19 protein-coding genes are annotated in these 24,834 nt (G+C 37.1%); 11 read left to right on the top strand and 8 right to left on the bottom strand.

The features are described from left to right. Nucleotides 1-98: 98 nt before the first annotated feature. Entirely contained in the window at nucleotides 99-806 is a 708-nt protein-coding gene (locus JK139_RS00865; protein WP_218330364.1) for a C40 family peptidase, read from the bottom strand. A 160-nt stretch (nucleotides 807-966) separates the two neighbouring features. On the opposite strand from JK139_RS00865, the gene dnaE reads away from it, so the two are divergent. Beyond that, nucleotides 967-4,644, top strand: coding sequence for a DNA polymerase III subunit alpha (gene dnaE, locus JK139_RS00860; protein ID WP_218330363.1), 3,678 nt, complete (start codon nucleotides 967-969; stop codon nucleotides 4,642-4,644). A 180-nt stretch (nucleotides 4,645-4,824) separates the two neighbouring features. Then, nucleotides 4,825-5,142 carry a thioredoxin gene (gene trxA, locus JK139_RS00855; protein WP_075051771.1) on the top strand — a complete coding sequence of 106 codons (318 nt, stop codon included), beginning with the start codon at nucleotides 4,825-4,827 and terminating at the stop codon, nucleotides 5,140-5,142. 60 nt (nucleotides 5,143-5,202) lie between these two features. Here the strand turns inward: trxA and JK139_RS00850 are convergent, their stop codons facing one another. Then, nucleotides 5,203-6,459 (bottom strand): nucleoside permease, encoded by a 1,257-nt coding sequence (locus tag JK139_RS00850; RefSeq protein ID WP_218330362.1) that lies wholly within the window; start codon nucleotides 6,457-6,459, stop codon nucleotides 5,203-5,205. 184 nt (nucleotides 6,460-6,643) lie between these two features. Between JK139_RS00850 and mqnE the strand changes: the two genes are divergently transcribed. After that, nucleotides 6,644-7,822 (top strand): aminofutalosine synthase MqnE, encoded by a 1,179-nt coding sequence (mqnE, locus tag JK139_RS00845; RefSeq protein WP_218330361.1) that lies wholly within the window; start codon nucleotides 6,644-6,646, stop codon nucleotides 7,820-7,822. A 34-nt stretch (nucleotides 7,823-7,856) separates the two neighbouring features. On the opposite strand, the gene JK139_RS00840 is transcribed toward mqnE, so the two are convergent. Beyond that, the gene (locus tag JK139_RS00840) at nucleotides 7,857-9,293 is read right to left on the bottom strand and encodes an L-serine ammonia-lyase (protein WP_218330360.1); all 1,437 of its coding nucleotides are present in this window, start codon (nucleotides 9,291-9,293) and stop codon (nucleotides 7,857-7,859) included. Nucleotides 9,294-9,414: 121 nt separating this feature from the next. On the opposite strand from JK139_RS00840, the gene JK139_RS00835 reads away from it, so the two are divergent. The 3 genes from JK139_RS00835 to JK139_RS00825 all read left to right on the top strand — a co-directional run bounded on the left by JK139_RS00835 (nucleotide 9,415) and on the right by JK139_RS00825 (nucleotide 11,907). Further along, nucleotides 9,415-10,068 carry a serine hydrolase gene (locus tag JK139_RS00835; protein ID WP_218330359.1) on the top strand — a complete coding sequence of 218 codons (654 nt, stop codon included), beginning with the start codon at nucleotides 9,415-9,417 and terminating at the stop codon, nucleotides 10,066-10,068. Between the two features lie 46 nt (nucleotides 10,069-10,114). Further along, on the top strand, nucleotides 10,115-10,615 hold the full coding sequence (locus JK139_RS00830; protein WP_218330358.1) for a hypothetical protein: 501 nt from the start codon (nucleotides 10,115-10,117) through the stop codon (nucleotides 10,613-10,615). 95 nt (nucleotides 10,616-10,710) lie between these two features. Continuing rightward, on the top strand, nucleotides 10,711-11,907 hold the full coding sequence (locus JK139_RS00825) for a pyridoxal phosphate-dependent aminotransferase (protein ID WP_228733070.1): 1,197 nt from the start codon (nucleotides 10,711-10,713) through the stop codon (nucleotides 11,905-11,907). Between the two features lie 131 nt (nucleotides 11,908-12,038). On the opposite strand, the gene JK139_RS00820 is transcribed toward JK139_RS00825, so the two are convergent. From JK139_RS00820 to JK139_RS00810, 3 genes are all read right to left on the bottom strand, one after another. Further along, complete coding sequence (locus JK139_RS00820) at nucleotides 12,039-13,028, bottom strand: YpdA family putative bacillithiol disulfide reductase (protein ID WP_218330357.1); 990 nt, start codon at nucleotides 13,026-13,028, stop codon at nucleotides 12,039-12,041. A gap of 48 nt (nucleotides 13,029-13,076) precedes the next feature. After that, entirely contained in the window at nucleotides 13,077-14,663 is a 1,587-nt protein-coding gene (locus JK139_RS00815; RefSeq protein WP_218330356.1) for a peptide chain release factor 3, read from the bottom strand. Between the two features lie 272 nt (nucleotides 14,664-14,935). Then, nucleotides 14,936-15,544, bottom strand: a complete 609-nt coding sequence (locus tag JK139_RS00810; RefSeq protein ID WP_218330355.1) for a GNAT family N-acetyltransferase — start codon at nucleotides 15,542-15,544, stop codon at nucleotides 14,936-14,938. Between the two features lie 83 nt (nucleotides 15,545-15,627). Between JK139_RS00810 and glmS the strand changes: the two genes are divergently transcribed. From glmS to JK139_RS00785, 5 genes are all read left to right on the top strand, one after another. Next, nucleotides 15,628-17,466 (top strand): glutamine--fructose-6-phosphate transaminase (isomerizing), encoded by a 1,839-nt coding sequence (gene glmS / locus JK139_RS00805; protein WP_218330354.1) that lies wholly within the window; start codon nucleotides 15,628-15,630, stop codon nucleotides 17,464-17,466. A 24-nt stretch (nucleotides 17,467-17,490) separates the two neighbouring features. Next, nucleotides 17,491-19,728: a DUF4954 family protein gene (locus JK139_RS00800; RefSeq protein WP_218330353.1), complete on the top strand. Its 2,238-nt coding sequence runs from the start codon at nucleotides 17,491-17,493 to the stop codon at nucleotides 19,726-19,728. 86 nt (nucleotides 19,729-19,814) lie between these two features. Beyond that, nucleotides 19,815-20,468, top strand: coding sequence for a hypothetical protein (locus JK139_RS00795; protein ID WP_074418148.1), 654 nt, complete (start codon nucleotides 19,815-19,817; stop codon nucleotides 20,466-20,468). A 69-nt stretch (nucleotides 20,469-20,537) separates the two neighbouring features. Continuing rightward, nucleotides 20,538-21,011 carry a 23S rRNA (pseudouridine(1915)-N(3))-methyltransferase RlmH gene (locus JK139_RS00790; RefSeq protein WP_218330352.1) on the top strand — a complete coding sequence of 158 codons (474 nt, stop codon included), beginning with the start codon at nucleotides 20,538-20,540 and terminating at the stop codon, nucleotides 21,009-21,011. A 20-nt stretch (nucleotides 21,012-21,031) separates the two neighbouring features. Then, on the top strand, nucleotides 21,032-21,670 hold the full coding sequence (locus tag JK139_RS00785; protein WP_228733069.1) for a rhomboid family intramembrane serine protease: 639 nt from the start codon (nucleotides 21,032-21,034) through the stop codon (nucleotides 21,668-21,670). On the opposite strand, the gene tilS is transcribed toward JK139_RS00785, so the two are convergent. Next, nucleotides 21,658-23,010, bottom strand: a complete 1,353-nt coding sequence (gene tilS / locus JK139_RS00780; RefSeq protein ID WP_218330351.1) for a tRNA lysidine(34) synthetase TilS — start codon at nucleotides 23,008-23,010, stop codon at nucleotides 21,658-21,660. The genes JK139_RS00785 and tilS overlap by 13 nt on opposite strands. 37 nt (nucleotides 23,011-23,047) lie before the next feature. Then, entirely contained in the window at nucleotides 23,048-24,709 is a 1,662-nt protein-coding gene (locus JK139_RS00775) for a glutamine--tRNA ligase/YqeY domain fusion protein (protein WP_218330350.1), read from the bottom strand. Nucleotides 24,710-24,834 lie beyond the last annotated feature (125 nt).

The following is a 24,834-nucleotide window of genomic DNA, read 5'->3' as shown; positions in this document are numbered from 1 at the left end:
AAGAGGCGTACAGTTAAAAAAAGAAAAACAAGCTGTAAAAATAATGTATTTCAATAAAAGCGAAAGTTATGATTGAACGCAATGGACAAATTGCAGGCTTAACGAACCCTGCCGGCACCACGGTAGGCTCTTTTCCAATAAGGATCATTCAAATCGCTGATGGTAACACCACTGCTTGTAGAAGCATTGGCAAATTTTTGATTGGCTATATAAACACCTACATGTGAAATGGCCCTGCTTCTTCTACCACCGGTATGAAAAAATACCAAATCACCTTCCTGCAGCGAATCATCGGGTATTTTAGAACAGCTATTATATTGTTCCTGCGCTGTACGGGGTAAATTCACTCCATAAACATCCCGCATTACAATATAGGTAAAAGCAGAACAATCAATACATGCTTTTGTACTGCCGCCTAAGCAATAATTGGTGCCCCACCATTCATCAATTTCTTGAAGCAAAAGAATATCGGTTAGCTTTTCAACCGTTACATCCATTATAATGGCATATTTCATTTGCAGCCAGCTGGCTTTTTCGATACTTACCCAGCTATTGGGATTATTTTCATTGGCAGCAGCACGATTCAAGGTGTTAATTTTTGTAGTAGCTGTTTTATGGCGGGAATTTACAACTGAACCGGGGGCAATTTCTATTCCATCAATAAATTCAGGGTTTCCTGATTTTACCGATTTGGAAGTAGTGGTTAATGAATTATCGTGGGCTGTAATTTTCCGCAAAGTTTTACAACCGGTTACAGCTAAAACTATTCCCGCAATAAAAAAAACTGTTATACAACGCTTTGCCATAGCTTGCAAAATAAACAACCCTTTTTTAAGCTGCCCAAACCTGCACAACTTTTATCCATTCAACTTTATAACACCGGAATTGTGGATAAATTTTTCAACTTCATTTGCCTGCCGAAAGCAGTACATTTGACTTTTGAATGGTTTCAAATTTTCAACAGTCATGCCTAAATTTTCACATCTACATGTTCACTCGCAATATTCCTTACTCGATGGGGCAGCTTCCATCGGTTCACTTTACAAAAAAGCGGCCGCTAATAACATGCCGGCTGTGGCTTTAACTGACCATGGAAATATGTTTGGCGTATTTGATTTTGTGAATCAGGCCTGGAAAAACACAAAAGTAGTTGGTAAAGATACCAATGGTAAAGATATATTAGAACCTGTTATTAAGCCTATTGTGGGTTGCGAATTTTATGTGGTAGAAAACAGGCATATTAAAACTTTCACTAAAGAATTAAAAGACCACCGCTACCATCAGGTATTGCTGGCTAAAAATAAACAAGGCTATCAAAACCTCATTAAATTAACCTCATTAGGATTTATTGAAGGCATGTATAGCAAGTATCCCAGAATTGACAAAGAATTAATTCTGCAATACCATGAAGGCCTCATTGCCACCACCTGCTGCATTGGCGCTTATGTGCCACAAACCATTTTAAAAGGCGATACTGCCAAAGCTGAACAGGAATTTAAATGGTGGTTAGATATTTTTGGCGAGGATTATTATATTGAATTACAACGCCACAACATTAAAGAACAGGAAATCATCAACCATACCCTTTTACAGTTTTCCAAAAAATACAATGTTCCGGTAATAGCTACAAACGACAGCCACTATACTGAACGTGACGACTACAATGCACATGATATTTTATTGTGCGTAAATACAGGTGAAAAACAATCAACACCAGGTTTTGATGATTTTGTAAATGATGAAGTGCAGATCAAAAACCGGCGTTTTAAATTTCCGAACGATCAGTTTTATTTTAAAACACCGGAAGAAATGGCTACCCTGTTTGCCGACATTCCGGAAGCAATTGACAATACCAATGCCATTGTAGATAAAATTGAAGTACTGAATTTAAAAAAAGATATTTTACTGCCGGCCTTCCCTATTCCGGTTTCTTTTAAAATTCATGATGATGATAATTTGAACCAGTGGGAATATTTAAAACACCTTACTTATGAAGGAGCCAAACAACGTTATGGCGAAATAAATGCCACAACCCAAGAACGTATTGACTTTGAATTGTTTACCATTAAAACCATGGGCTTTGCAGGCTACTTTTTAATTGTAAGCGATTTTATTAAGGCAGGCAGAGACATGAAAGTGTTTGTAGGCCCGGGCCGCGGTTCTGCCGCCGGTTCGGTAGTGGCTTATTGTATTGGCATTACCAATATTGACCCCATTAAATACAATTTATTGTTCGAGCGGTTTTTAAACCCCGATCGTAAATCAATGCCCGATATTGATACCGACTTTGATGATGATGGCCGTCAGAAAGTAATTGATTATGTGGTTGAGAAATATGGAAAAAATCAAGTGGCACAAATTATTACCTATGGTACCATGGCTGCCAAAAGCAGCATTAAAGATGTTGCCCGGGTAATGGATTTGCCGCTGGCCGAAGCCAATATGCTGGCTAAATTGGTGCCCGATAAACCCGGAACCGAATTAAGAAGAGTTTTACATGCACCCATCACCGCCAAAGAGGGCGAAAAATCATTAGAAGAAAAAGAAGGATATACTCAGGAAGATATTGAGAACATTAAAAAACTCAGGGAAATTTATGCCGGAGATGATATTCGTGCCCAGGTTTTAAAAGAAGCTGACAGACTTGAAGGCAGCATCCGCAATACCGGTGTGCATGCTGCAGGCATCATCATTGCCCCAAAAGATTTAACGGAACTGATTCCTGTTGCTACTGCAAAAGATTCTTCTTTATGGTTAACACAAATTGAAGGCAATAGTATTGAAGAGGCCGGTGTAATTAAAATGGACTTTCTGGGCTTAAAAACGCTTTCTATTCTTAAAACCGCACTTGAATTAATCAAACAAAATCATCAAATAGAAATTGATTTAGATACCATTCCATTAGATGATGAAAAAACTTTTCAATTATATCAGAAAGGTGAAACCAATGGCACATTCCAGTTTGAAAGTGTTGGCATGCAAAAATACCTGCGTGAATTAAAGCCCGATCAGTTTGATGACTTAATTGCCATGAACGCATTATACCGCCCAGGCCCTATTGCTTATATTCCCAGCTTTATTGCCCGTAAACAAGGACGAGAACAAGTGGTATACGATATTCCGGAAGCAGAACTATACCTGAAAGATACTTATGGCATTACCGTTTATCAGGAACAGGTTATGTTATTGAGCCAGAGTTTGGCAGGTTTTAGCAAAGGCGATGCCGATGTGTTGCGAAAAGCAATGGGTAAAAAACAAAAAAGTGTGCTTGATAAAATGAAAGCGCAGTTTATTGAGGGCGGTAAAGCCAAAGGACATTCAGCAGATGCTTTGGAAAAAATATGGACTGACTGGGAGGCCTTTGCGCAGTATGCTTTCAATAAATCGCACAGTACCTGTTATGCTTTTGTGTCGTATCAAACTGCCTATTTAAAGGCACATTATCCGAGAGAATACATGTCGGCTGTTCTAAACCATGCAGGAAGTATTGATAAAATTACTTTTTTTATGGAAGAGTGTAAGCGAATGGGTATTAAAGTTTTGGGGCCGGATATTAACGAATCGTTAAAAGGCTTTGCCGTGAATAAAAAAGGAGAAATTCGTTTTGGATTGGGTGGCATTAAAGGCGTAGGTGATGCCGCTATTGAAAACATTATTGAAGAGCGCAATAAAAACGGGCAGTTTAAAGATATTTTTGATTTTATTAGAAGGGTCAATCAACGTTCTGTCAATAAAAAATCGATGGAAAGTTTGGCATATAGCGGTGCGTTCGACTGTTTTCCACAAATGAATCGGGCACAATTTTTTGCCAAAGGCGATGGAGATAAAATTAGCAATCTGGAAAAAATTATTAATTATGGTGCTGCCAGTGTACAAATAAAAAGTGGTACTGCCAATACTTTGTTTGGAGAACTGCCTGTTGCCATGGAAATTCCGGCACCCAAAATAGCTGAATGTGAAGAGTGGCCTTTAACAGAAAAATTAAACTATGAAAAAGAAGTAACGGGTATGTTCATGAGTGGGCATCCATTAGATCATTACCGGTTTGAATTGCAACATTATCAAATTATTGAAATTGCAGAGTTTAATGAAGTAAAAATGGATACCAACCTCATAAAACAAGCTGCCAATTTAACGGTACGCATAGCAGGTTTAATTGTAGATGTACAACATAGGGTAACCAAAACAGGCAAAAATTTTGGCTCATTTATCATTGAAGATTTTTCAGGAAAAACAGAATTCACCCTTTGGAGTGAAGATTATGTAAAATTTCAAAACTATTTGGAAAAGGGCCAGAAAGTATTTCTCTCAGGCAATTTCAGGCAACGTTATAAAAGTGAGGAAAATTTTGAATTTAAAATTAACCAGCTCTATCTGTTAGAAACCCTGAAAGAACGAACTACCCGTATGCTCGAAATCAATATGGAGCCAGTTGACCTAACAAAAGAATGGATTGATTTTTTAGCCGAAAATGTGAAAGCATATCCGGGAAAAACACTTTTAAAATTCAACATAATTGATAACGCTGAAAACCTGAAAATTAGTTTATACAACAATGAAGTGAGTATTTTACTGAATGATGATTTAATCCAGTTTTTACAAAACCATCCGGAAGTACAGGTAAATGTGCATTTGCAAAATTAATGGCCGAATCAGCAACTGACGATTTGCCTCATATTAGGGCAAAATGGCTGAAAACAAACGTTTCAGTCATCACAAAGTCATAATTAACAGTGGTGTATAACTGGTTTCAAACATATTGTAAGTTTGGATTTATTTTTGCGACAAATTAATAAATTATTCATAACCATAAAAAATTGTACAATGGCTTTAGAAATTACAGATGCGAACTTTCAAACAGAAGTTTTGGCAAACGATAAATTAACTATGATTGATTTTTGGGCAGAATGGTGTGGCCCTTGTCGCGCTATTGGTCCGGTTGTAGAAGAGCTGGCAAAAGAGTATGAAGGTGTGGTTAAAGTGGGCAAATTAAATGTTGACCATAATCCGCAAGTAAGTTTAAACTATGGCATTACCAGCATCCCTGCTATCCTGTTTATTAAAAATGGAGAAGTAGTTGATAAATTAGTGGGCGCACAACCCAAAGCCAATTTTGTGAAAAAAATTGAAGCGCATAAGTAAAATAGATTGACTCAATTTCAATGAGGCCGTCCCAACAACAATGAAGGCGGCCTCATTCTTTTAATGTTGCATTTGCAATACTTCTTCCGGCCTGTGTTTATGCCGAAACAGCAGCAAAAATAATACTGCAATAATAATGGCATATACAGAAAACGACATCCAGATACCATACCAATCAAGGCTTTTATCGCTATGGGTAAAAAATTTGGAGATGGCATAGCCACTGATACGACTTCCCAATAAAGCACCTACTCCATTAGTCATCATCATAAAAATTCCCTGTGCGCTGGCACGTATTTGTGGTTTTATCTGCGTATCTACAAACAAAGAACCGGTTATATTGAAAAAATCGAAAGCCATTCCATAAACAATGCAGGAAAGAATAATCATCCACAATCCATTACTAGGATTGCCATATGCAAACAAACCAAAACGCAATACCCAGGCTAACATACTCAACAACATCACTATCTTAATTCCAAACTTTCTAAGAAAAAAAGGAATGGCCAAAATAAACAAGGTTTCAGAAATTTGAGAAATAGACATAATAATAGCCGGAAATTTTACGGCAATGGTATTTTTGTAGGCATCAATCTTTGCAAAATCATGCAAAAAAGTATCACCATAAGCATTCGTTAATTGCTGGGCAGCACCCAAAAGCATAGCAAAAATAAAAAACAGCGCCATTTTGTATTGTCCAAACAGAGAAAAGGCCTTTAACCCCATCATGTCGGCAAATGATTTTTTCTCACCGGTTTTTGCCTGCGGCGGACATTTGGGTAAAGTAAATGCATATACACCAAACAATAATGATGCGATAGCAGCCACATAAAATTGACTGGCAGAAGTTTCAATATGCAATAAACTTACAATCCACATGGCTACAATAAAACCAATGGTACCCCATACTCTGATGGGAGGAAAATCTTTAATAATATTTTTCCCGTTTTTAATTAATGCAGTATATGAAACCGTATTGGCCAATGCTAAAGTTGGCATATAAAAAATCATATACAATAACAGTACCCAGAAAAAAGTATCGGGATCATTTACCGCAGGTAAATAAAACAATATTGCAGCACCTGCTAAATGACAAAAAGCCAACAATTTTTCGGCATTTATATATCTGTCGGCAATAATTCCCATAATAGCCGGCATAAAAATAGCAGACATGCCCATAGTTGAAAAAATTTTACCAAAATCCTCTCCCGTCCATTGTTTGTTTTGAAACCAATAAGCACCCACAGTAATTAACCAGGAACCCCAAATAAAAAACTCTAAAAAACTAAGCAAAATCAATCTAAACTTAATATTCATTGCATTTGTTTTTCTTCTTGCATATAATAGATGGCAGTATTTTAAAACGCCAGGCAACTCCATTCAGAGCAAGCAAGGTTAATAATAATTTAAAACGGAAGATAGTAATTTTTGCTTATCGCTTAACATTCCCTTCATGTGAACAATTATAATGGTAGTTTTGCCTGTCAAAAAAAAATAGAAGATGAAAGCAACTGTATATAACTCCTCGGATATGCTGATTCAAACAGCAGATAAAAATTTACAACCCATTGCCGAAAAAATATTTGCCAATCAGCGTATCAGTTTTGAAGAAGGTGTACAATTATTTGAAAAAGGCTCTTTACCATTTTTAGGTGCATTGGCCAACTTTGTACGAGAACAAAAGCATGGTGATAAAACTTATTTCAATCGTAATTTTCATATCGAGCCTACCAATGTTTGTGTGTTCAGTTGTAAATTCTGTGCCTATTCCCGTTTATATGCACACCGCGAAGAAGGCTGGGAACTGAGCATTGAACAAATGCTGGATATTGTGAAAAGCTATGATGGTAAACCGGTTACTGAAGTGCATATTGTGGGGGGTGTTCATCCTAAAATGGATTTACGGTTTTTTACCACGCTGTTGAAGGCCATTAAAGCACATCGCCCCGATTTACACATTAAAGCATTTACCCCCGTTGAGTTGGATTATATGTTTAGAAAAGCCAAAGTTTCTGTTGAAGAAGGCATGCGCATAGCACATGAAGCAGGTTTAGACTCATTACCCGGTGGCGGTGCAGAAATTTTTCATCCGGAAATACGTACCCAAATTTGTGCAGACAAAGTAGATGCAGATGGCTGGTTACACATTCATAAAGCGGCGCATCAATTAGGCATGCATACCAATGCCACCATGTTGTATGGCCATATTGAAAAATACTGGCACCGGATTGACCACATGGAACGTTTGCGTCAATTGCAGGATGAAACCGGCGGGTTTAACACATTTATTCCTTTAAAATTCAGGAATAAAGACAATGACATGAGCCATGTGCCGGAATCAACCATTGTGGAAGATTTAAAAATGTATGCAGTAGCAAGGCTGTATTTAGATAATTTCCCGCATATTAAAGCCTATTGGCCTATGTTGGGCAGAAAGAATGCACAACTTACACTTCAGTTTGGTGTGAATGATATTGACGGCACCATTGATGATTCTACCAAAATTTATTCAATGGCGGGAAGTGAAGAACAAAATCCAAGCATGTCAACCGCCGATTTAGTTACCCTGATTAAACAGGTAAACCGCCAACCTGTAGAAAGAGATACACTGTACCATGAAATAAGAGATTACAGCAATTTAAGTTACGATGCTATTGTTGCCAATCCATTATTGAATTAATCTAATCTATTCAGTTCAATCATGTGTTAGCACATCAACATTCGCTTAAACCCAATGGAATATTTACAGCAAGACCACCATCGGAGGTTTCTTTGTATTTGCTGTTCATATCTAAAGCCGTATCCCACATGGTTTTAATTACTTTGTCTAAACTTACTTTGGCAAAATCTGGCGCACTTTGTAAAGCCAGTTGCGATGCGGTAATGGCCTTAATAGCACCCATGGTATTGCGTTCAATACAGGGTATTTGTACCAACCCGCCAATGGGGTCGCAGGTTAAACCCAAATGATGCTCCATGGCAATTTCTGCAGCCATTAATGCCTGTCGCTGGCTACCTCCCATACATTCAGTTAAAGCAGCGGCTGCCATGGCACTGCTTACACCAATTTCGGCCTGACAGCCACCCATTGCCGCTGAAATGGTTGCCCCCTTTTTAAATATCGATCCAATTTCGGAAGCGGTTAACAGAAAACGAATAATTTTATCGGTTTCATTTCCATTACAAAAACAAATAAAATATTGCAATACGGCAGGTATTACACCGGCAGCACCATTGGTAGGAGCTGTAACTACCCTGCCAAACGATGCATTTTCTTCATTTACCGCCAAAGCAAAACAACTTACCCAATCTAATGTGTATTGAAAGGCGTTGCCGCCAGCCTGTATTTTAGTAAGCCAAATATCATAATCCGGCGCAAGGGTTCCACCCATTAATTTTTTATTCAGCTCAAATGCCCTGCGTTTTACTTTTAATCCACCCGGTAATTCGCCTTGTGTATGGCACCCTCTGTAAATACAATCTCGCATGGTTTCCCAAATATGTAAAACGCCTTCGCGAGTGGCCTCTTCACTACGCCACGCCAGTTCATTTTCCATCACCACATCACTAATGCTAAGGCCTTTCATGCACCAACGCAATAAATCATTCGCCCTATTAATCGGAAAAGGCAATTCAACCTGATGATGTGTGGAAGCAAGCTCCTCACCTTCCTTCACAATAAAGCCTCCACCAATAGAATAATAAGTAGCACAAATTTCTTGACCATCACTTAATGATATCAAAAAAGAAAGACCGTTTGGGTGATAAGGCAACGTTTCCTGTTTCAAAAAAATAATATCATTTTCAGGTTGAAAATCAATTGCTATTTCATTGCCTAAATACAAAGTGCCCTGTTCTCTAATTTGAGCCACTTTTAGAAGAATGGAATTTACATCAATCGTTTCAGGATTTTCGCCACAAAGCCCCATCATTACAGCAATATCGGTACCATGCCCGTGCCCTGTTTTGGCTAAAGAACCATACAGTAACACTTGCATTTTTTGTACTAACTGTAATTGATATGCAGTCTGTAAATTATTAACGCATTGCAAAGCTGCTTTCCATGGCCCCAATGTATGCGAACTGGAAGGCCCCACGCCTATTTTAAAAATATCGAACACTGATATTGACTCATGTACCTGATTTGCCATTGTGCAAAGTTAGGAACCGGCTTCATGTAATGTTACAGGATTTGTATATTTGGAAATGCTTCAAAAAATGTTTATTTTTTTTATCATCGCAATATTGTTTGCCTGCAATACCCCTAAAAAAATGATGCAGAATATGCTTCCGGTTAATTTTTTAGAAACCTTAATGCAACAACATCCCGACCAATTTTCAGCCATTTTACAAAACCGGCAGGCATATAATGTTCAAATTATTTACACCCAAATTAACCGTGATAAAAACAACCAGCCCATCCTTACAGAATATCATTTCTACACTTCCAACAACTATTTCTATCCGGCCAGCACGGTAAAAATGCCCATTGCTTTTTTGGCATTAGAAAAATTAAATGAAATCAATATTTCCGGCGTTAATGCAAACACCACTTTAATTACCGATAGCAGTGCACCCCAACAAAGTTTTGTTTTTACACAGCCAACCGCTATTGATAGCCGGCCTACCATTGCCAATTACATCAAACAAATTTTTTTGATAAGTGATAATGATGCATTTAACCGCCTTTATGAATTTTTAGGACAAAAAACCATCCTGAATCAACTCAAACAAAAAGGTTATCCCAATGCCATTATCCGCCATCGGCTACAGGTAAGTTTAACAGATGAGCAGAACCGCCAAACCAATGCCTGCTCTTTTTACGACACTTCAGGTAAACAGTTATGGCACCAACCGGCGCAATATAACGATGGTCCATTGCCGAACCTAAATGTGTTTTTAGGAAATAAATGGTTATTACAATAATGGAACATTGGTTCACCAACCCTTTAATTTCTCAGAAAAAAACAGGGTGTATTTAGAAGATTTAACGCATATACTCCGCTCCGTTATTTTTCCGGAATCTGTTCCGCCTCAAAGCAGGTTTAACTTAACAGCCACCGACAGACAATTTCTGTTACATTGGATGAGCGCCTACCCCCGCGAAAGCAATTATCCTAATTATGATACTATTGCATACTGGGATGCTTATTGCAAATTTTTAATGTATGGTTCACAAAAAGGGTCTTTACCCAAAAACATCAGAATTTTTAATAAAGTAGGCGATGCTTATGGTTTTTTAACCGATGTAGCCTATATCATCGATACCCAAAATAAAATAGAATTTATGTTGAGTGCAACCATTTCCTGCAATTCAGATGGTATTTATAACGACGATCAATACGATTACGATTCCATCGGCTATCCATTTATGAAAAACATCGGACAACTGCTTTACCAATATGAGTTAACAAGAAAACGGACATACGTGCCAGATTTATCGGAATTTATATTCGATTACCAAAAACAGTAAATTTTATTTAGTTTTTTCAGTTTCTGCTGAAAATTCTCTAATAAACCTGTTCAGTAATTAAGTACATTTGGTGCCATTTAAAAAGCAATTGAATCATGAGCACCAATTTATCTACTTTACTACTGCGTTTCAGCGAACCCGAAACACTTAAAATGGCCAAATTAGGTCGCGAACTAAGGGCAAAAGGCATTGATGTAATTGACCTGAGTTTGGGAGAACCCGATTTTGATACCCCCCAACATATAAAAGATGCAGCCATTAAAGCCATTAACGACAACTGGAGCCATTACACACCTGTTGCCGGATTTGCCGATTTAAAAGAAGCCGTTTGCACCAAATTAAAACGCGATAACCATTTAGATTATAAACCCGAAAATATCATTACCTCAACCGGCGCCAAACAAAGCTTAGCCAATGCCATTTTAGCCTTGGTGGATGAGGGTGATGAAGTAATTATACCCACACCGTATTGGGTTACTTACTCTGAACTGGTTAAAATTGCCCGTGGCCATGTTGTTGAAATAAGAACTACGGTTGAAAATAATTTTAAAATTACACCACAACAATTAGAAGCGGCTATTACTTCCAATACCCGTGTTTTCATGTTCTCATCACCATGCAACCCTTCCGGCGCTGTTTATACCAAAGAGGAACTGGCTGCTTTGGTAAAAATATTTGAAAAGCATCCAAAAATCACCATTTTATCTGACGAAATTTACGAATACATTAATTTCATTGGTCAACATGAAAGTATTGCGCAATTCTCTTCCATCAAAGAAAGAGTGGTGGTGATTAACGGATTAAGTAAAGGCTTTGCCATGACGGGCTGGCGCTTAGGTTATATTGCAGCCAATACAGATATTGTAAAAGCCTGCGAAAAATTACAAGGCCAGTTTACCAGCGGCACCTGCTCTATAACTCAAAAAGCAGCTGTAGCAGCACTTACCGGCGATTTGGCACCTTCACGTGCCATGACTGCCGAGTTTGCCCGCCGCAGAGAAAAAACATTAGCATTGGTAAAGAGCATTCCGGGTTTTAAATGTTTTGAACCACAGGGTGCATTTTACGTATTTCCTGATGTAAGTGCTTATTATGGTAAAAAGAATGGCACTGAAACTATTGCCAATGCGGCCGATTTAAGCATGTTCTTACTAAACACAGCACATGTTTCATCCGTAATGGGCGATGCTTTTGGTGAACCCAACTGTATTCGATTCTCTTTTGCCAACAGCATGGAAAATATTGAAAAGGCCTGGGCAAGAATTAAAGATGCACTTGCAACTTTGCAATAAACTAATTACCAACGGGATGGTATTGTTGTACCCGGCATTATATACCATTGTGCAGTTTCGTTGCGTCGCACACTTGTACGTTCTGTTCAGTATGCAGCCACTACAAAATACCATCCCGCTTATTATTTATATTATGTATTTTTTGCGGCAATATGATTCAAAATTTTAATCGCATGTTCCCGCGAATTTTCAATAAATAACCGGTGTGTATTCAAACCACCACAAACCACACCGGCTAAATAAATGCCGGGTACATTGGTTTCGTGTGTGTTTTCATCATAAGATGGTTTCTTTACCCCATCATCCGACAATTGAATACCCATTTGCTGCAGGAATGAGAAATCGGGCTGATAACCCGTAGCTGCAATCACCCATTGGTTGGGAATGATAACCGCACCATCCGGCGTTTGAATATGTACCTGATGTGGTTCTATAGCCGTAATAACAGAATTAAAATATGCCCTGATAGAGCCTTCTTCAATTCTGTTGATGATATCTGGTCGTACCCAATATTTTACCCTTTCACCAATCTGGCTTTCCCGAATTACCATGGTAACGTTTGCGCCCTTACGCCAGGTTTCTAATGCAGCATCAACTGCCGAATTATTGGCACCTACCACAATCACCTGCTGAAAAGCATAAAAATGAGGATCTTTATAATAATGCGTAACTTTTGGTAAATCTTCCCCCGGTACATTTAATAAAAAAGGAATGTCATAAAACCCTGTTGCAGTAACAATATTGTAACTGTGATAAGTAGCCTTTGAAGTTTTTACCTCAAAAACAGGTTTATTTCTTTCCTGTAACGGCTTGACACACAATACTTTTTCAAACAAATGAATATTGAGTTGTTCTTTAATGGCCACTCGCCTATAGTATTCCAAAGCTTCATTACGAGTAGGCTTTGACGCAATGCTCACAAATGGAACGCCACCAATTTCTAACTTTTCAGAAGTTGAGAAGAATGTCATATTCATGGGATAATGGTACAATGAATTCACCAGACATCCTTTTTCAAGAATTACATAATTTAATTGATGTGTTTTTGCTTCTAATGCACAAGCCAAACCAATGGGTCCGCCACCAATAATGATTACATCGAGTATTTCAGATTCGTTCATCGCAAATATTTAATACGAATTAGGGTCAATTCATTTATTCAACAAAAGTTACTTATGAATTTCACTGCTAAAGTGAAAAATAATATCCGGGTTATTGGTAATTTCCGTATTCAAAAACCATTCGCTTTGTGCCAGGTATACCGGATGTCCATCTTTGTCTTCTACGGTATTCTGTTGTTTAAACCTAAGGAAATCTTCTAATTTTTTTGCATCATTACTGGTAAGCCAACAGGCTTTATAAAAAGGCAGCGATCTGAACTCAACCGCAGCGCCATATTCCTGCAATAACCGGTATTGAATCACCTCAAACTGCAACTCACCAACGCATCCAATAATCTTTTTGGTTCCCCCAAATTGAGAAAATAACTGCGCAACACCTTCATCAGTTAACTGCTGTATACCTTTTTCAAGTTGTTTGGCTTTCATTGGATCCTTATTCACCAACTCCTTGAATATTTCCGGAGAAAATGTGGGTATACCCAGAAAATAAAAGTTGGCTCCCGCTGTAAGTGTATCACCAATTTTAAAATTTCCGGTATCAAACAAACCCACCACATCACCAGGATAAGCATCTTCAATCACATCTTTACTTCTTGCCAAAAATGAATAGGGATTATTAAAGCGAATATCTTTATTCAACCGAACATGATGGTAATATTTACTACGTTCAAATTTACCACTGCAAACTCTCAAAAAAGCTATTCGATCTCTATGACGGGGATCTAAATTGGCATGTATTTTAAAAATGAATCCACTAAATGTACTATCATCTGGAGCTATCGATCCTTTTGAGGTAGCCCTGTTTCTCGGTGTAGGTGCAATATGAATAAAAGTATTCAACATCTCCTGCACCCCAAAATTATTCACAGCACTACCAAAGAATACGGGCGCTACTTTTCCTGCTAAATAATCATCAATCACCAAATTGCCATGTACACCTTCAATCAGTTCCACATCCTCTCTTAATTGCGCAGCATCGCGTTCACCAATTTTATTGTCAACAATTGGGCTATTCAAATCATCAATTTGTAATACATCCTCATCATCTGCTTTGGTGCCGGCAGTAAATAGCAATAAATTTTTATTGGTAATATTGTAAACCCCTTTAAAATCTTTCCCACTATTAATGGGCCATGTCATGGGATGTAAAGCAATATTCAATTCTTTTTCAATTTCTTCCAACAAATCAAAACGGTTTTTGCCATCTCTGTCCATTTTATTGATGAACACTATAACGGGTGTGTCACGCATTCTGCAAACCTCCATCAACCGGCGGGTTTGCTCTTCTACCCCATTTACACTATCAATAACCAATACCACACTATCCACTGCAGTTAAAGTTCGGTAAGTATCTTCTGCAAAATCTTTATGGCCGGGTGTATCTAATAAATTAATTAAATAACCTTCATATTCAAAGGTCATTACACTGGTAGCTACAGAAATTCCACGCTGGCGCTCAATTTCCATAAAATCGCTGGTGGCATGTTTTTTTATTTTATTACTTTTTACAGCCCCTGCTGTTTGAATAGCACCCCCAAATAATAGTAATTTTTCAGTAAGTGTTGTTTTTCCGGCATCGGGGTGAGATATAATGGCAAAGGTTTTTCTTCGTTCTATTTCCTGTTGATAATTCATTGATTAATGCGCAATTACTTTTAATTTTTTATAAATAGGAGCCGCAAAGGTACAAAATTGAGGTGTTATGAGCTAAATTGCCATTTTCAATAAATCAACGTCTACATAAGTGTGTAACTAACTACAAACAAGTACCCAATTTTTTGTTGATATGCAATTCTTATTGAAATATGATAGAACAATTGAATCAATTAAGAATAAAATAAAGCCTTCGTTGCATAGATCATTTTGCATAAAACCAAAAACAAATACGAACTAATCAATTTAAAAAATCATATTATTTTACACTGCTCCTCCAACCTTTGTTTCACCCCTTCCATCCATTCATTTCTTAAGATACTCAATACCATTGAATCTCTCCTTCTCCCGTTTGCACTCAATGCATTGTTACGCAAAACCCCTTCCGTGGTAAAACCTATTTTTTTCATGGCAGCAATACTTCTTTTATTTAACGTATCTGACCTGGCTTCTACCCTTTCAAACATTATCGTTTCAAAAGCAAATGAAAGCAGTAAATATTTACAGTGCAAATTCAAACCAGTTCCCTGAAATTTTTTTCCATACCAGGTATACCCCAATTGCATAGTTGCATGTGCGCTTTGAATATCATAAAATCGGGTGCATCCTGCGTATTCCTGCCACTTTTTATCGTACACAATAAACGGATAGGAAATACCTGTTTTTCTATCCATCAAAGCCTTATCGATGTATTGTTTAAGCAAATCATCACCGGCAGCAGACTGAATAGAATATTGCCATAACTCGGGCTCATGTTGTGAAAAAAAACGCAGATATACCTCATCATTTTGTTGTAAACTACGCAATTTTACGCGTTCATCTTCCAACACAATTTCATCTAAAAAAGGAAATACAAGTTGCATGCAAATAGAGTATTTATGCATGAACATACAAATTTTTCCATTAAAATTTAGGATATTGCACACTCATCTTAAATTCGATTATTATGTGTGGAATTGTTGGTTATATCGGTAAAAGAGAAGCTTATCCGGTTATTATTAAAGGCTTAAAACGTTTGGAATACAGAGGCTACGACAGTGCAGGTGTTGCATTGGTAGATAATGGCGCTTTAAATGTGTACAAGAAGAAAGGAAAAGTAGCTGAACTGGAAGAAGAAGCACTTGGCAAAAATATACATGCACATATTGGTATTGGGCATACACGTTGGGCTACTCATGGAGAGCCCAGCGATAGAAACGCACATCCGCATGTCAGCAACAATGGTAATCTGGCCATGATTCATAATGGTATTATTGAAAATTACGTTGCTATAAAAAATGATTTACTGAAAAAAAGCTATCACTTTACCAGTGATACAGACACGGAAGTATTACTGAATTTTATAGAAGACATTCAAAAGAACAATAGTTGCAGCTTAGAAGAAGCTGTTCGTATCGCTTTAAAAAGAATTGTAGGCGCCTATTGTATTTTATTGGTAGATAAAAACGATCCTGAAACTATCATAGCTGCCAGAAAGGGCAGCCCGTTGGTAATTGGCATAGGTAAAGGGGAGCATTTTTTAGCCAGTGATGCCTCTCCAATTATTGAATATACCAAAGAAGTGGTGTATGTAAACGATTATGAAATTGCCATTGTTAAACCCGATGAGCTTACTTTAAAAAATTTAGGCAACGAGAAACAAACCCCTTTCATAACGCAATTGGATATGGATTTAGCTGCCATAGAAAAAGGCGGTTATGAACATTTTATGCTGAAAGAAATTCACGAACAGCCTGAAACCATTCACGATTGCTTACGTGGCCGATTGTTACCCGATGTTGGAAAAATTATGATGAGTGGTATCGAAAACCATATTGAAGCACTTACACAGGCACAACGTATCATTATTGTGGCTTGTGGTACCAGTTGGCATGCCGGTTTAATTGCAGAATATATGATTGAAGAATTATGTCGCATCCCGGTAGAAGTTGAATATGCCAGTGAATTCAGATACAGAAACCCTATCATACACCAGGGAGATGTTATTGTTGCCATTTCACAAAGTGGCGAAACAGCCGACACATTGGTGGCATTAGAAAATGCAAAAGAAAAAGGTGCTTTTATTTTTGGAGTTGTGAATGTAGTAGGCAGTAGTATTGCCCGGTTAAGCCATGCAGGTGCCTATACCCATGCAGGACCTGAAATTGGCGTAGCCAGTACCAAAGCATTTACCGGTCAGTTAGCCGTATTGGCAATGATGGCTTTCAAAATAGGTTTGGCCAAAGGCACGTTATCTTATGAACGTTATAAAGCACTCATGCATGAATTAGAAACCATTCCGGAAAAAGTAAAAGAAATTTTAAAAGATACATCTAATATTCAAAGTATTGCAGAAAAATATAAAAATGCGCACGACTTTTTATTTCTTGGCCGGGGATACAATTTCCCCGTTGCATTGGAAGGCGCTTTAAAACTGAAAGAAATTTCTTATATACATGCCGAAGGATATCCGGCGGCAGAAATGAAACATGGTCCTATTGCACTTGTTGACAATACCCTACCCGTTGTATTTGTTGCAACCAAAGACCGCTATTATGAAAAAGTAATTAGCAATGTGCAGGAAATTAAAGCACGTAAAGGCATTATCGTAGCTGTTGTAAGCGAGGGTGATACAGTATTACCCGGAATGGCGGATAATATTATGTATGTACCGGATGCCGATGAAATTGTAGCACCTTTATTAAGTGTTATACCACTTCAATTGCTCAGTTATTATGTAGGGGTTACAAAAGGATACGATGTAGATAAACCACGCAACTTAGCCAAAAGTGTTACCGTTGAATAATGAATGATCTTAAAATTAAAACAAATGCCTGAAAATAATATTCAAAAAATTCCCATGCCACAATTGGGATACAATTTTATTCCTTTGCAGTTTTTGCCAAAAGGTAAAGATGAATATTATTTAAGAGATACCCAGAACAGAAGCGGTATACAATACAGGCGCTTAACGGCATATGAAATTGAAGCTTTGGTTAAAAACAGAAATACCAGTGACGACTGGAATAATATTCTGGTATCCGATGCATTCAATCCTGAATTGGTAAAAAATTGTAAATTTTTTGGGCTGGTTAGAATTGGTAAACTGGAACCGGTTTGCCTTAACTTTAGTGATTTAACCATTCCTGTAGGTTTATACAACTCCATCATCATTAGTTGCGATATTGGTGATAATGTAGTAATTGACAATGTAAATTATCTTTCGCATTTCATTATTGGCAATGAATGTATTTTGGCCAATATTAATGAAATGGTAACTACCAACCATGCTAAGTTTGGAAATGGTATTGTAAAAGAAGGGGAAGACGAGGCCATTAGAATTTGGATGGAAATTTGCAACGAAAATGGCGGCAGAAGCGTAATTCCATTCAATGGCATGTTACCCGGCGATGCTTATTTATGGAGCAAATACAGAGACGATTTTATTTTGCTGCAACAATTTAAAAATTTTACTGAAAAGCAGTTTAACCAAAAAAGAGGATACTACGGAAAAATTGGCAGCAGAACTGTTATTAAAAACTGTGCAATTTTAAAAGATGTTTGGATTGGTGAAGATGCCTATATTAAAGGCGCAAATAAATTAAAAAATTTAACCATTAATTCTGGTAAAGAAGGGCAAACGCAAATTGGTGAGGGTTGTGAACTGGTAAACGGCATTATTGGTTATGGATGCAGAATATTTTATGGTGTTAAGGCGGTAAGATTTATTATGGCTTCGCATTCCCAATTAAAGTATGGTGCAAGATTAATTAACTCATATTTGGGCAATAATGCTACTATTTCCTGCTGTGAGGTTCTGAATTCACTTATTTTTCCCGCACATGAACAACACCATAATAATTCATTTTTATGTGCAGCACTTTTAATGGGACAAAGCAATATTGCAGCGGGTGCTACCATTGGTTCAAACCATAACTCCAGAGGTGCAGATGGCGAAATGGTGATGGGCCGGGGCTTTTGGCCGGGTTTATGCGTTAGCCTGAAGCACAATTCAAAATTTGCCAGTTATACCATTTTAGCCAAAGGCGATTATCCGGCTGAATTAAACATCACTTTACCATTTTCATTGGTAAGTATGGATAATGAAAAGAACCAACTTGTTATTATGCCGGGCTATTGGTTTATGTACAACATGTATGCATTGGCACGTAATAGCTGGAAATATATTGACAGAGATAAAAGGCAGGAAAAAATTCAATACTTAGAATACGATTTTTTGGCCCCCGATACCGTCAATGAAATGTTTCAGGCATTAGAAACATTAGCATACATTACCGGAAAAGCTTATTTAAATAAAGAAGCGAATAACAGCCAAAATGATGCAACAGCCTGTATTGCAAAAGGCAAGTGTTTATTAGAACAAAGAGATTTGGATACCATTGAACAATTAGAAATTGTATTACCCGGCGTAGAGAATACCAAACGCAAAACCGTTGTAATAAAAGTTTATCAGGCGTACGATTTATACAAAAAGATGATAGCCTACTATGGAGCCAATCATCTTTTAGGATGGATAACATCCAACCAAATCGATAGCATTGCAAGCTTAAAAAAATCATTCACAATCACGAAAAGAAATGAGTGGATCAATGTAGGCGGGCAATTGATGGAAAATGCAACTGTTGAACAATTATTAACCCACATTAAAAAAGGCATTATCAAAAACTGGGAAGATGTACATGATTTTTATCAATTGCAAGGCCAAAAATATCCTTTTGAAAAAACCATGCATGCATTGGCCTCCCTTACGGAACTGTATAATATTGACTGGAAGAAAGTGGATGATTCATTTTTATTGCAATTATTCAATGAAACGCTCAAAACAAAAACCTGGATTACTGAACAAATATATCTTTCCCGAAAAAAAGATTATATCAATCCTTATCGAAAAATGGTGTATGGTTCCGATGCTGAAATGGAAGCCGTAATGGGTAAGCTATCGGATAATACTTTCATTAATCAACAAAATAAAGAACTGAAAACCTTTAAAAAGAAGTTGCAACAATTAACAGAGCAACTGCATTTATCAGAAAATGCTAAAAAATAAAGGGGTAAGAAAATTTAAACCACTACCCCGGCAGATAAACTTCATTCTAATTTGTTGGTTATATTCGTAGTTCGCAAAACTATACTATGGATTCCATCTTTTTTTCAAAGAAGGGTTTAATTGCTTTATTATCGTTTACCCTTTTAATTACATTTATTTTTTACTATTTTTTTGCCATTAAAATTGACAAGGAATATAGCAAATTAATTTATAGTGAAGCCCGCTTTAATGGCATTAGTCAAAATATATTGCAATCATCCAATGCAAATTGGTCATTATTCCTGCAAACTTCATTGAGCAATACACCTAAACATACAAATGAAAACTGGCAGCAGGTTATTGCACAAAACAATGCCCGCTTCGATAGTATTTCTAATCAAAACCTGTTACACCAAAACGACGGATTCATTTTAGACAGTTTAAAAATAGCCAGAAAAAAGTACAATACACTTATTGCTTATTATTACAATCACCTGCCACAAAACAAAGATTCTGTTCAATTGATTATTGAAAGTGTTTTAAATCCGGCATTTCAACAATACCAACAATTTTTAAACAATTTTTTGAAAGCACACAACGATGACATGTTGGAAATGAGTAATCAATTTACTTTCAAAAATTTGTTCAAAAGCAAATTGTATTTATTAATTGGCTTAATACCTGTTTTTTTGCTTATTTTTCTTGCAATGATAGTATTCATTTATGTATTAGTAATTAGTTATGAAATTATTAAAATTTAAAAAGCACCTGATGTTATCAATCAATTAGCAACAACTAATGGTAATGTATCCGGTTTTAAACAGTATAACATGAAAATTCAATTCTGGTCGGTAGGTAAACCACATGAAACATTTGTGCAAGCCGGCATTGAAGATTTTACCCAACGCATTCAAAACTATTTTTCTATTGAATGGGTGATCATAAAACCGGTAAAAAATGCGGCCACACTGTCAGTATCTGAATTAAAAAAAGAAGAAGCCACCAAGCTTCTTAATATTTTACAAAAAGATGATTATCTGATTTTGTTGGATGAAAGAGGGCAACAATTTACCTCCGTTGCATTGGCCGAATTTTTTCAACAAAGAGCCAATGCAGGTCATAAAAAAATTATTTTTTTAATAGGCGGTGCATTTGGTGTGGATGATGTAATTTTAAACCGTGCTGATTTTGTGTGGAGCCTGTCAAAATTAGTTTTTCCGCACATGTTGGTACGGCTAATTTTAGCAGAACAGGTATACCGGGCATGTACTATTTTAAAAAACGAAAAATATCATCACCTTTAAATAGCTGCTCAATCATCTGTATGATTTCAATCACCATCATCATCATTGCGGTTACCTGTATTGTTTCATTCATTGCGTTTTCTAATGACACGCTGATGGATGATTTGATATTCTACCCTCCTGCTATCACTCATCAACACCAATGGTATCGATTTATTACCTGCGGTTTTATTCATGCAGACATTATGCACCTGGCTTTTAACATGTATGCATTTTATATGTTTGGTGAAGCAATAGAAAGTTTTTTTGTGACCATTTTTGGAGATAGAGGCAAACCCTTGTTTTTGATATTGTATATCAGTTCATTGGTGGTATGTTTATTACCTACCTATTTTAAAAATACAGATAACAATTCATACAGAAGTTTGGGTGCATCGGGTGCTGTATCGGCAGTAGTGTTTGCTTTTGTATTTTTAGCGCCTACACAACCATTGGGTTTAATCTTTATTCCTATTGAATTTCCTGCTTTTATATTTGGTGTAATTTATCTTGGTATTTCGGCTTATTTATCCAAAAAAGGCAGTAGCAGAATTAATCATTCTGCCCATTTTTGGGGAGCCATTTATGGGATTGTATTTTTGATTATTACCACCAGATTTCTTAGCCCATTTAATCCTGTAAATCATTTTATTAATGAAGTTACCGGCTATTTCAGATAGGTAATTTTAATGCAGTTGTTTGATGTGGTGGTACACAAACGAAAACGGTTATCGGCACGGTATCCAATTACCCAAATAATTTTTTTATTCATTTCTAATACCCAAACAGCCTCCTTTTCAGGCACAGACAACTTTAAATCTATCAAAAACCGACTGATTTTCTTTCTGTGTTGCATGCCAAAAGGATAAAAATAATCGCCTGTTTTCCATTTCCTTAAAATCAGCGGAAACTGAATGGCAGCCTCATCTACAACAATACTTTCCGGCGAAAGTTGGAGGTTTTTGGGTTGCTTTAATTGCTCAAAATGCAATTTCCCATTCGCAAAATCTACATGATTGATAAAAGCAGGTATAACAATTAAATCTGCAGCCAATTCTGTTAATGATTGAATGAGCAACCAGTTTCTATTCCTGATAAAACGATGGGTTGGGGTTTGCAGGATACTTCCATTTTGTGCATCTAATAATTGCGCTACGGCTATCATTTGTTGCGGGGTGCATCCAAAAGGCTTACACAATTCCCACAAAACGGTTTGAAAAGGAATTGCTTTTTTAAATAAGGCAATGGGAATTTGATATCCATCTTTATTGGGTATCAATAATTTTTTTCGATGCAAATCGATAGCCTGCCGATATAAACCGGCAGCTTCTGAGAAACGCCGAATGTTCTCAATAAGCACTGTTTCAATATTGGGAAATTGTTGTAGTAGTATAGGAAGGAGTTGCAGCCTGATAAAATTTCGGGTATAATGATCACTTGCATTGGATGAATCTTCCACCCAACGAATATGATTTTGCTGCGCATAGGCCAAAATATCTTTTTTAAAAGCAAATAAAAGTGGCCGGATAATTTTAGTGTTTTCAGATGGAATACCCTGTAAGCCTTCAATGCCCGTACCTCTGAAAAAATGATGTAGTAATGTTTCAATGTTATCATTAGCATGGTGTGCAGTTACAATAACAGCATTGGGTTTTTCAGAAAAAAATGAATGGCTTAATAATTCATAAAACCATTGGTAACGTAGCTGCCTTGCTGCAAGTTGTATAGAAATTTTTTCAGTTGCTGCAAATTTTACGGTATCTGCCCTGTTCAAAAAAAATTTTGTTTGGTAGTGATGAGTGGCTTCCTGCACTATGCGTTCATCTCTATAACTTTCTTCTCCTCTTAACTGAAAATTTACATGTGCCACTGCTAAAGTAAAACCCATTTTATGCAGTAAATCAAGCAATACCATACTATCAACTCCACCACTCACTGCCAACAATATGGTGCAGTTTTGCGGGTGTAGATAGGAAAATTTTTTTTTCCATTCTTGCTGAAATGCATGCAGTAAATCCATAAATATCAATTAATGCCTCCATACATTGAAAAGCATGCTATGCTTTTTTCATTTCTTTTGCCCAGGTATCTTTAAGACCCACCGTGCGGTTAAATATGAGCTTTTGCGGGTTGGACTCTTTATCGAGACAAAAATATCCTTTACGCATAAACTGATAACGCTCTGCAATGTTTGCATTTTGTAAAGCGGGCTCTGCAAATACCGTATGCATCACTTCTAAAGATTTGGGATTGAAATAATCTTTAAAATCGCCTTCAGTAGCATCCACATTTTCCACGGTAAATAACCGATCATACAACCTTACTTCTATGGGTACAGCATGCGCTACACTTACCCAATGCAAGGTACCTTTTACATGAATACCGCTGGTATCGTTGCCGCTTTTACTTACCGGCAAATAAGTACATTTTAATTCAGTTACATTTCCGGCGGCATCTTTTATTATTTCGTTGCACTGAATTATATAGGCGCTCTTTAACCGTACCATTTGTCCGGGTGCTAACCTGAAATATTTTTTGGGTGGCTGTTCCATAAAATCTTCCCGTTCAATATACAATTCGCGACTAAAGGGCATGGTGCGAAGTCCGGCATTGGGATCTTCAGGATTATTTTCAGTTTCAACCCATTCGGTTTCATCAGCAAAATTGGTAATGGTAATTTTCAAAGGATCAAAAACAACCATTCTGCGAAGCGCTACTTTGTTTAAACGCTCCCGTACATAAAATTCCAACAAACCAATGTCTACCAGGTTCTCCCTTTTGGCAACACCAATACCATCGCAAAAATCGCGAATGCTTTCAGGTAAATATCCTCTGCGGCGCATGGCACTGATGGTTGGCATACGGGGATCATCCCAACCGGCTACTAATTTTTCATTTACCAATTGCAATAATTTTCTTTTACTCATTACCGTGTAAGAAAGATTACGGCGAGCAAATTCGTATTGATGTGATGGGTAAATACCTAATTGCGCAATAAACCAATCATATAACTCCCTATGCGGAACAAACTCTAATGTACAAATGGAATGTGTTATATTTTCAATGCTATCACTTTGTCCGTGTGCAAAATCATACATAGGATAAATACACCATTTATCTCCTGTACGATGGTGGTGTGCATGTTTAATGCGATACATTAAAGGGTCACGCATGAGCATATTGGGATGTGCCATATCTATTTTAGCACGCAAAACCTTTTCGCCATCCTGATATTTTCCATTGCGCATTGCTTCAAAAAGTTGCAGATTTTCTTCTACACTTCTGTTGCGATAAGGGCTATTTACGCCCGGTTGTGTAGGGGTTCCTTTTTGTGCAGCAATTTGCTCACTGGTGCTGTCGTCTACATAAGCCAATCCTCTTTGAATTAACTGAACAGCAAATCCATACAATGTTTCAAAGTAATCGCTGGCATACAATTCATGTTTCCACTCAAAGCCTAGCCACCGAATATCTGCTTTAATGCTTTCTACATATTCCGTATCTTCTGTTATCGGATTGGTATCATCAAATCGTAAGTTGGTGTATCCGCCATATTTTTTTGTAAGTCCAAAATTCAGGCAAATACTGGTTGCATGCCCCATATGCAAATAGCCATTGGGCTCAGGAGGAAATCGGGTAATAATTTGTTTGTATTTACCCGATGCCAAATCTGCTTCAATAATCTCTTCCAGAAAATTTAAACTTTTTTCTTCGCTCATACCTCTGTTGGTTGTAGTGGACAAATGTACGTTATACACGTATATAAAACTTGCTGCAAGCCTTTGTTCAATGATTTATACTCATTGATGCATTATAGAAAATTCGCTTTAAAGCACTTTTAACC

Origin of the sequence: Hydrotalea lipotrueae (assembly GCF_019249625.1) — a bacterium.
Taxonomy (GTDB): Bacteria; Bacteroidota; Bacteroidia; order Chitinophagales; family Chitinophagaceae; genus Hydrotalea; species Hydrotalea flava.
This window is presented reverse-complemented; position numbering and strand designations above follow the sequence as displayed.

Excerpts from the sequence above, each read along its gene's own strand:
- JK139_RS00865 (WP_218330364.1), bottom strand. The coding sequence starts at position 806 with ATGGCAAAGCGTTGTATAACAGTTTTTTTTATTGCGGGAATAGTTTTA.
- dnaE (WP_218330363.1), top strand. The coding sequence starts at position 967 with ATGCCTAAATTTTCACATCTACATGTTCACTCGCAATATTCCTTACTC.
- trxA (WP_075051771.1), top strand. The coding sequence starts at position 4,825 with ATGGCTTTAGAAATTACAGATGCGAACTTTCAAACAGAAGTTTTGGCA.
- JK139_RS00850 (WP_218330362.1), bottom strand. The coding sequence starts at position 6,459 with ATGAATATTAAGTTTAGATTGATTTTGCTTAGTTTTTTAGAGTTTTTT.
- mqnE (WP_218330361.1), top strand. The coding sequence starts at position 6,644 with ATGAAAGCAACTGTATATAACTCCTCGGATATGCTGATTCAAACAGCA.
- JK139_RS00840 (WP_218330360.1), bottom strand. The coding sequence starts at position 9,293 with ATGGCAAATCAGGTACATGAGTCAATATCAGTGTTCGATATTTTTAAA.
- JK139_RS00835 (WP_218330359.1), top strand. The coding sequence starts at position 9,415 with ATGATGCAGAATATGCTTCCGGTTAATTTTTTAGAAACCTTAATGCAA.
- JK139_RS00825 (WP_228733070.1), top strand. The coding sequence starts at position 10,711 with ATGAGCACCAATTTATCTACTTTACTACTGCGTTTCAGCGAACCCGAA.
- JK139_RS00820 (WP_218330357.1), bottom strand. The coding sequence starts at position 13,028 with ATGAACGAATCTGAAATACTCGATGTAATCATTATTGGTGGCGGACCC.
- JK139_RS00815 (WP_218330356.1), bottom strand. The coding sequence starts at position 14,663 with ATGAATTATCAACAGGAAATAGAACGAAGAAAAACCTTTGCCATTATA.
- JK139_RS00810 (WP_218330355.1), bottom strand. The coding sequence starts at position 15,544 with ATGCAACTTGTATTTCCTTTTTTAGATGAAATTGTGTTGGAAGATGAA.
- glmS (WP_218330354.1), top strand. The coding sequence starts at position 15,628 with ATGTGTGGAATTGTTGGTTATATCGGTAAAAGAGAAGCTTATCCGGTT.
- JK139_RS00800 (WP_218330353.1), top strand. The coding sequence starts at position 17,491 with ATGCCTGAAAATAATATTCAAAAAATTCCCATGCCACAATTGGGATAC.
- JK139_RS00795 (WP_074418148.1), top strand. The coding sequence starts at position 19,815 with ATGGATTCCATCTTTTTTTCAAAGAAGGGTTTAATTGCTTTATTATCG.
- JK139_RS00790 (WP_218330352.1), top strand. The coding sequence starts at position 20,538 with ATGAAAATTCAATTCTGGTCGGTAGGTAAACCACATGAAACATTTGTG.
- JK139_RS00785 (WP_228733069.1), top strand. The coding sequence starts at position 21,032 with ATGATTTCAATCACCATCATCATCATTGCGGTTACCTGTATTGTTTCA.
- tilS (WP_218330351.1), bottom strand. The coding sequence starts at position 23,010 with ATGGATTTACTGCATGCATTTCAGCAAGAATGGAAAAAAAAATTTTCC.
- JK139_RS00775 (WP_218330350.1), bottom strand. The coding sequence starts at position 24,709 with ATGAGCGAAGAAAAAAGTTTAAATTTTCTGGAAGAGATTATTGAAGCA.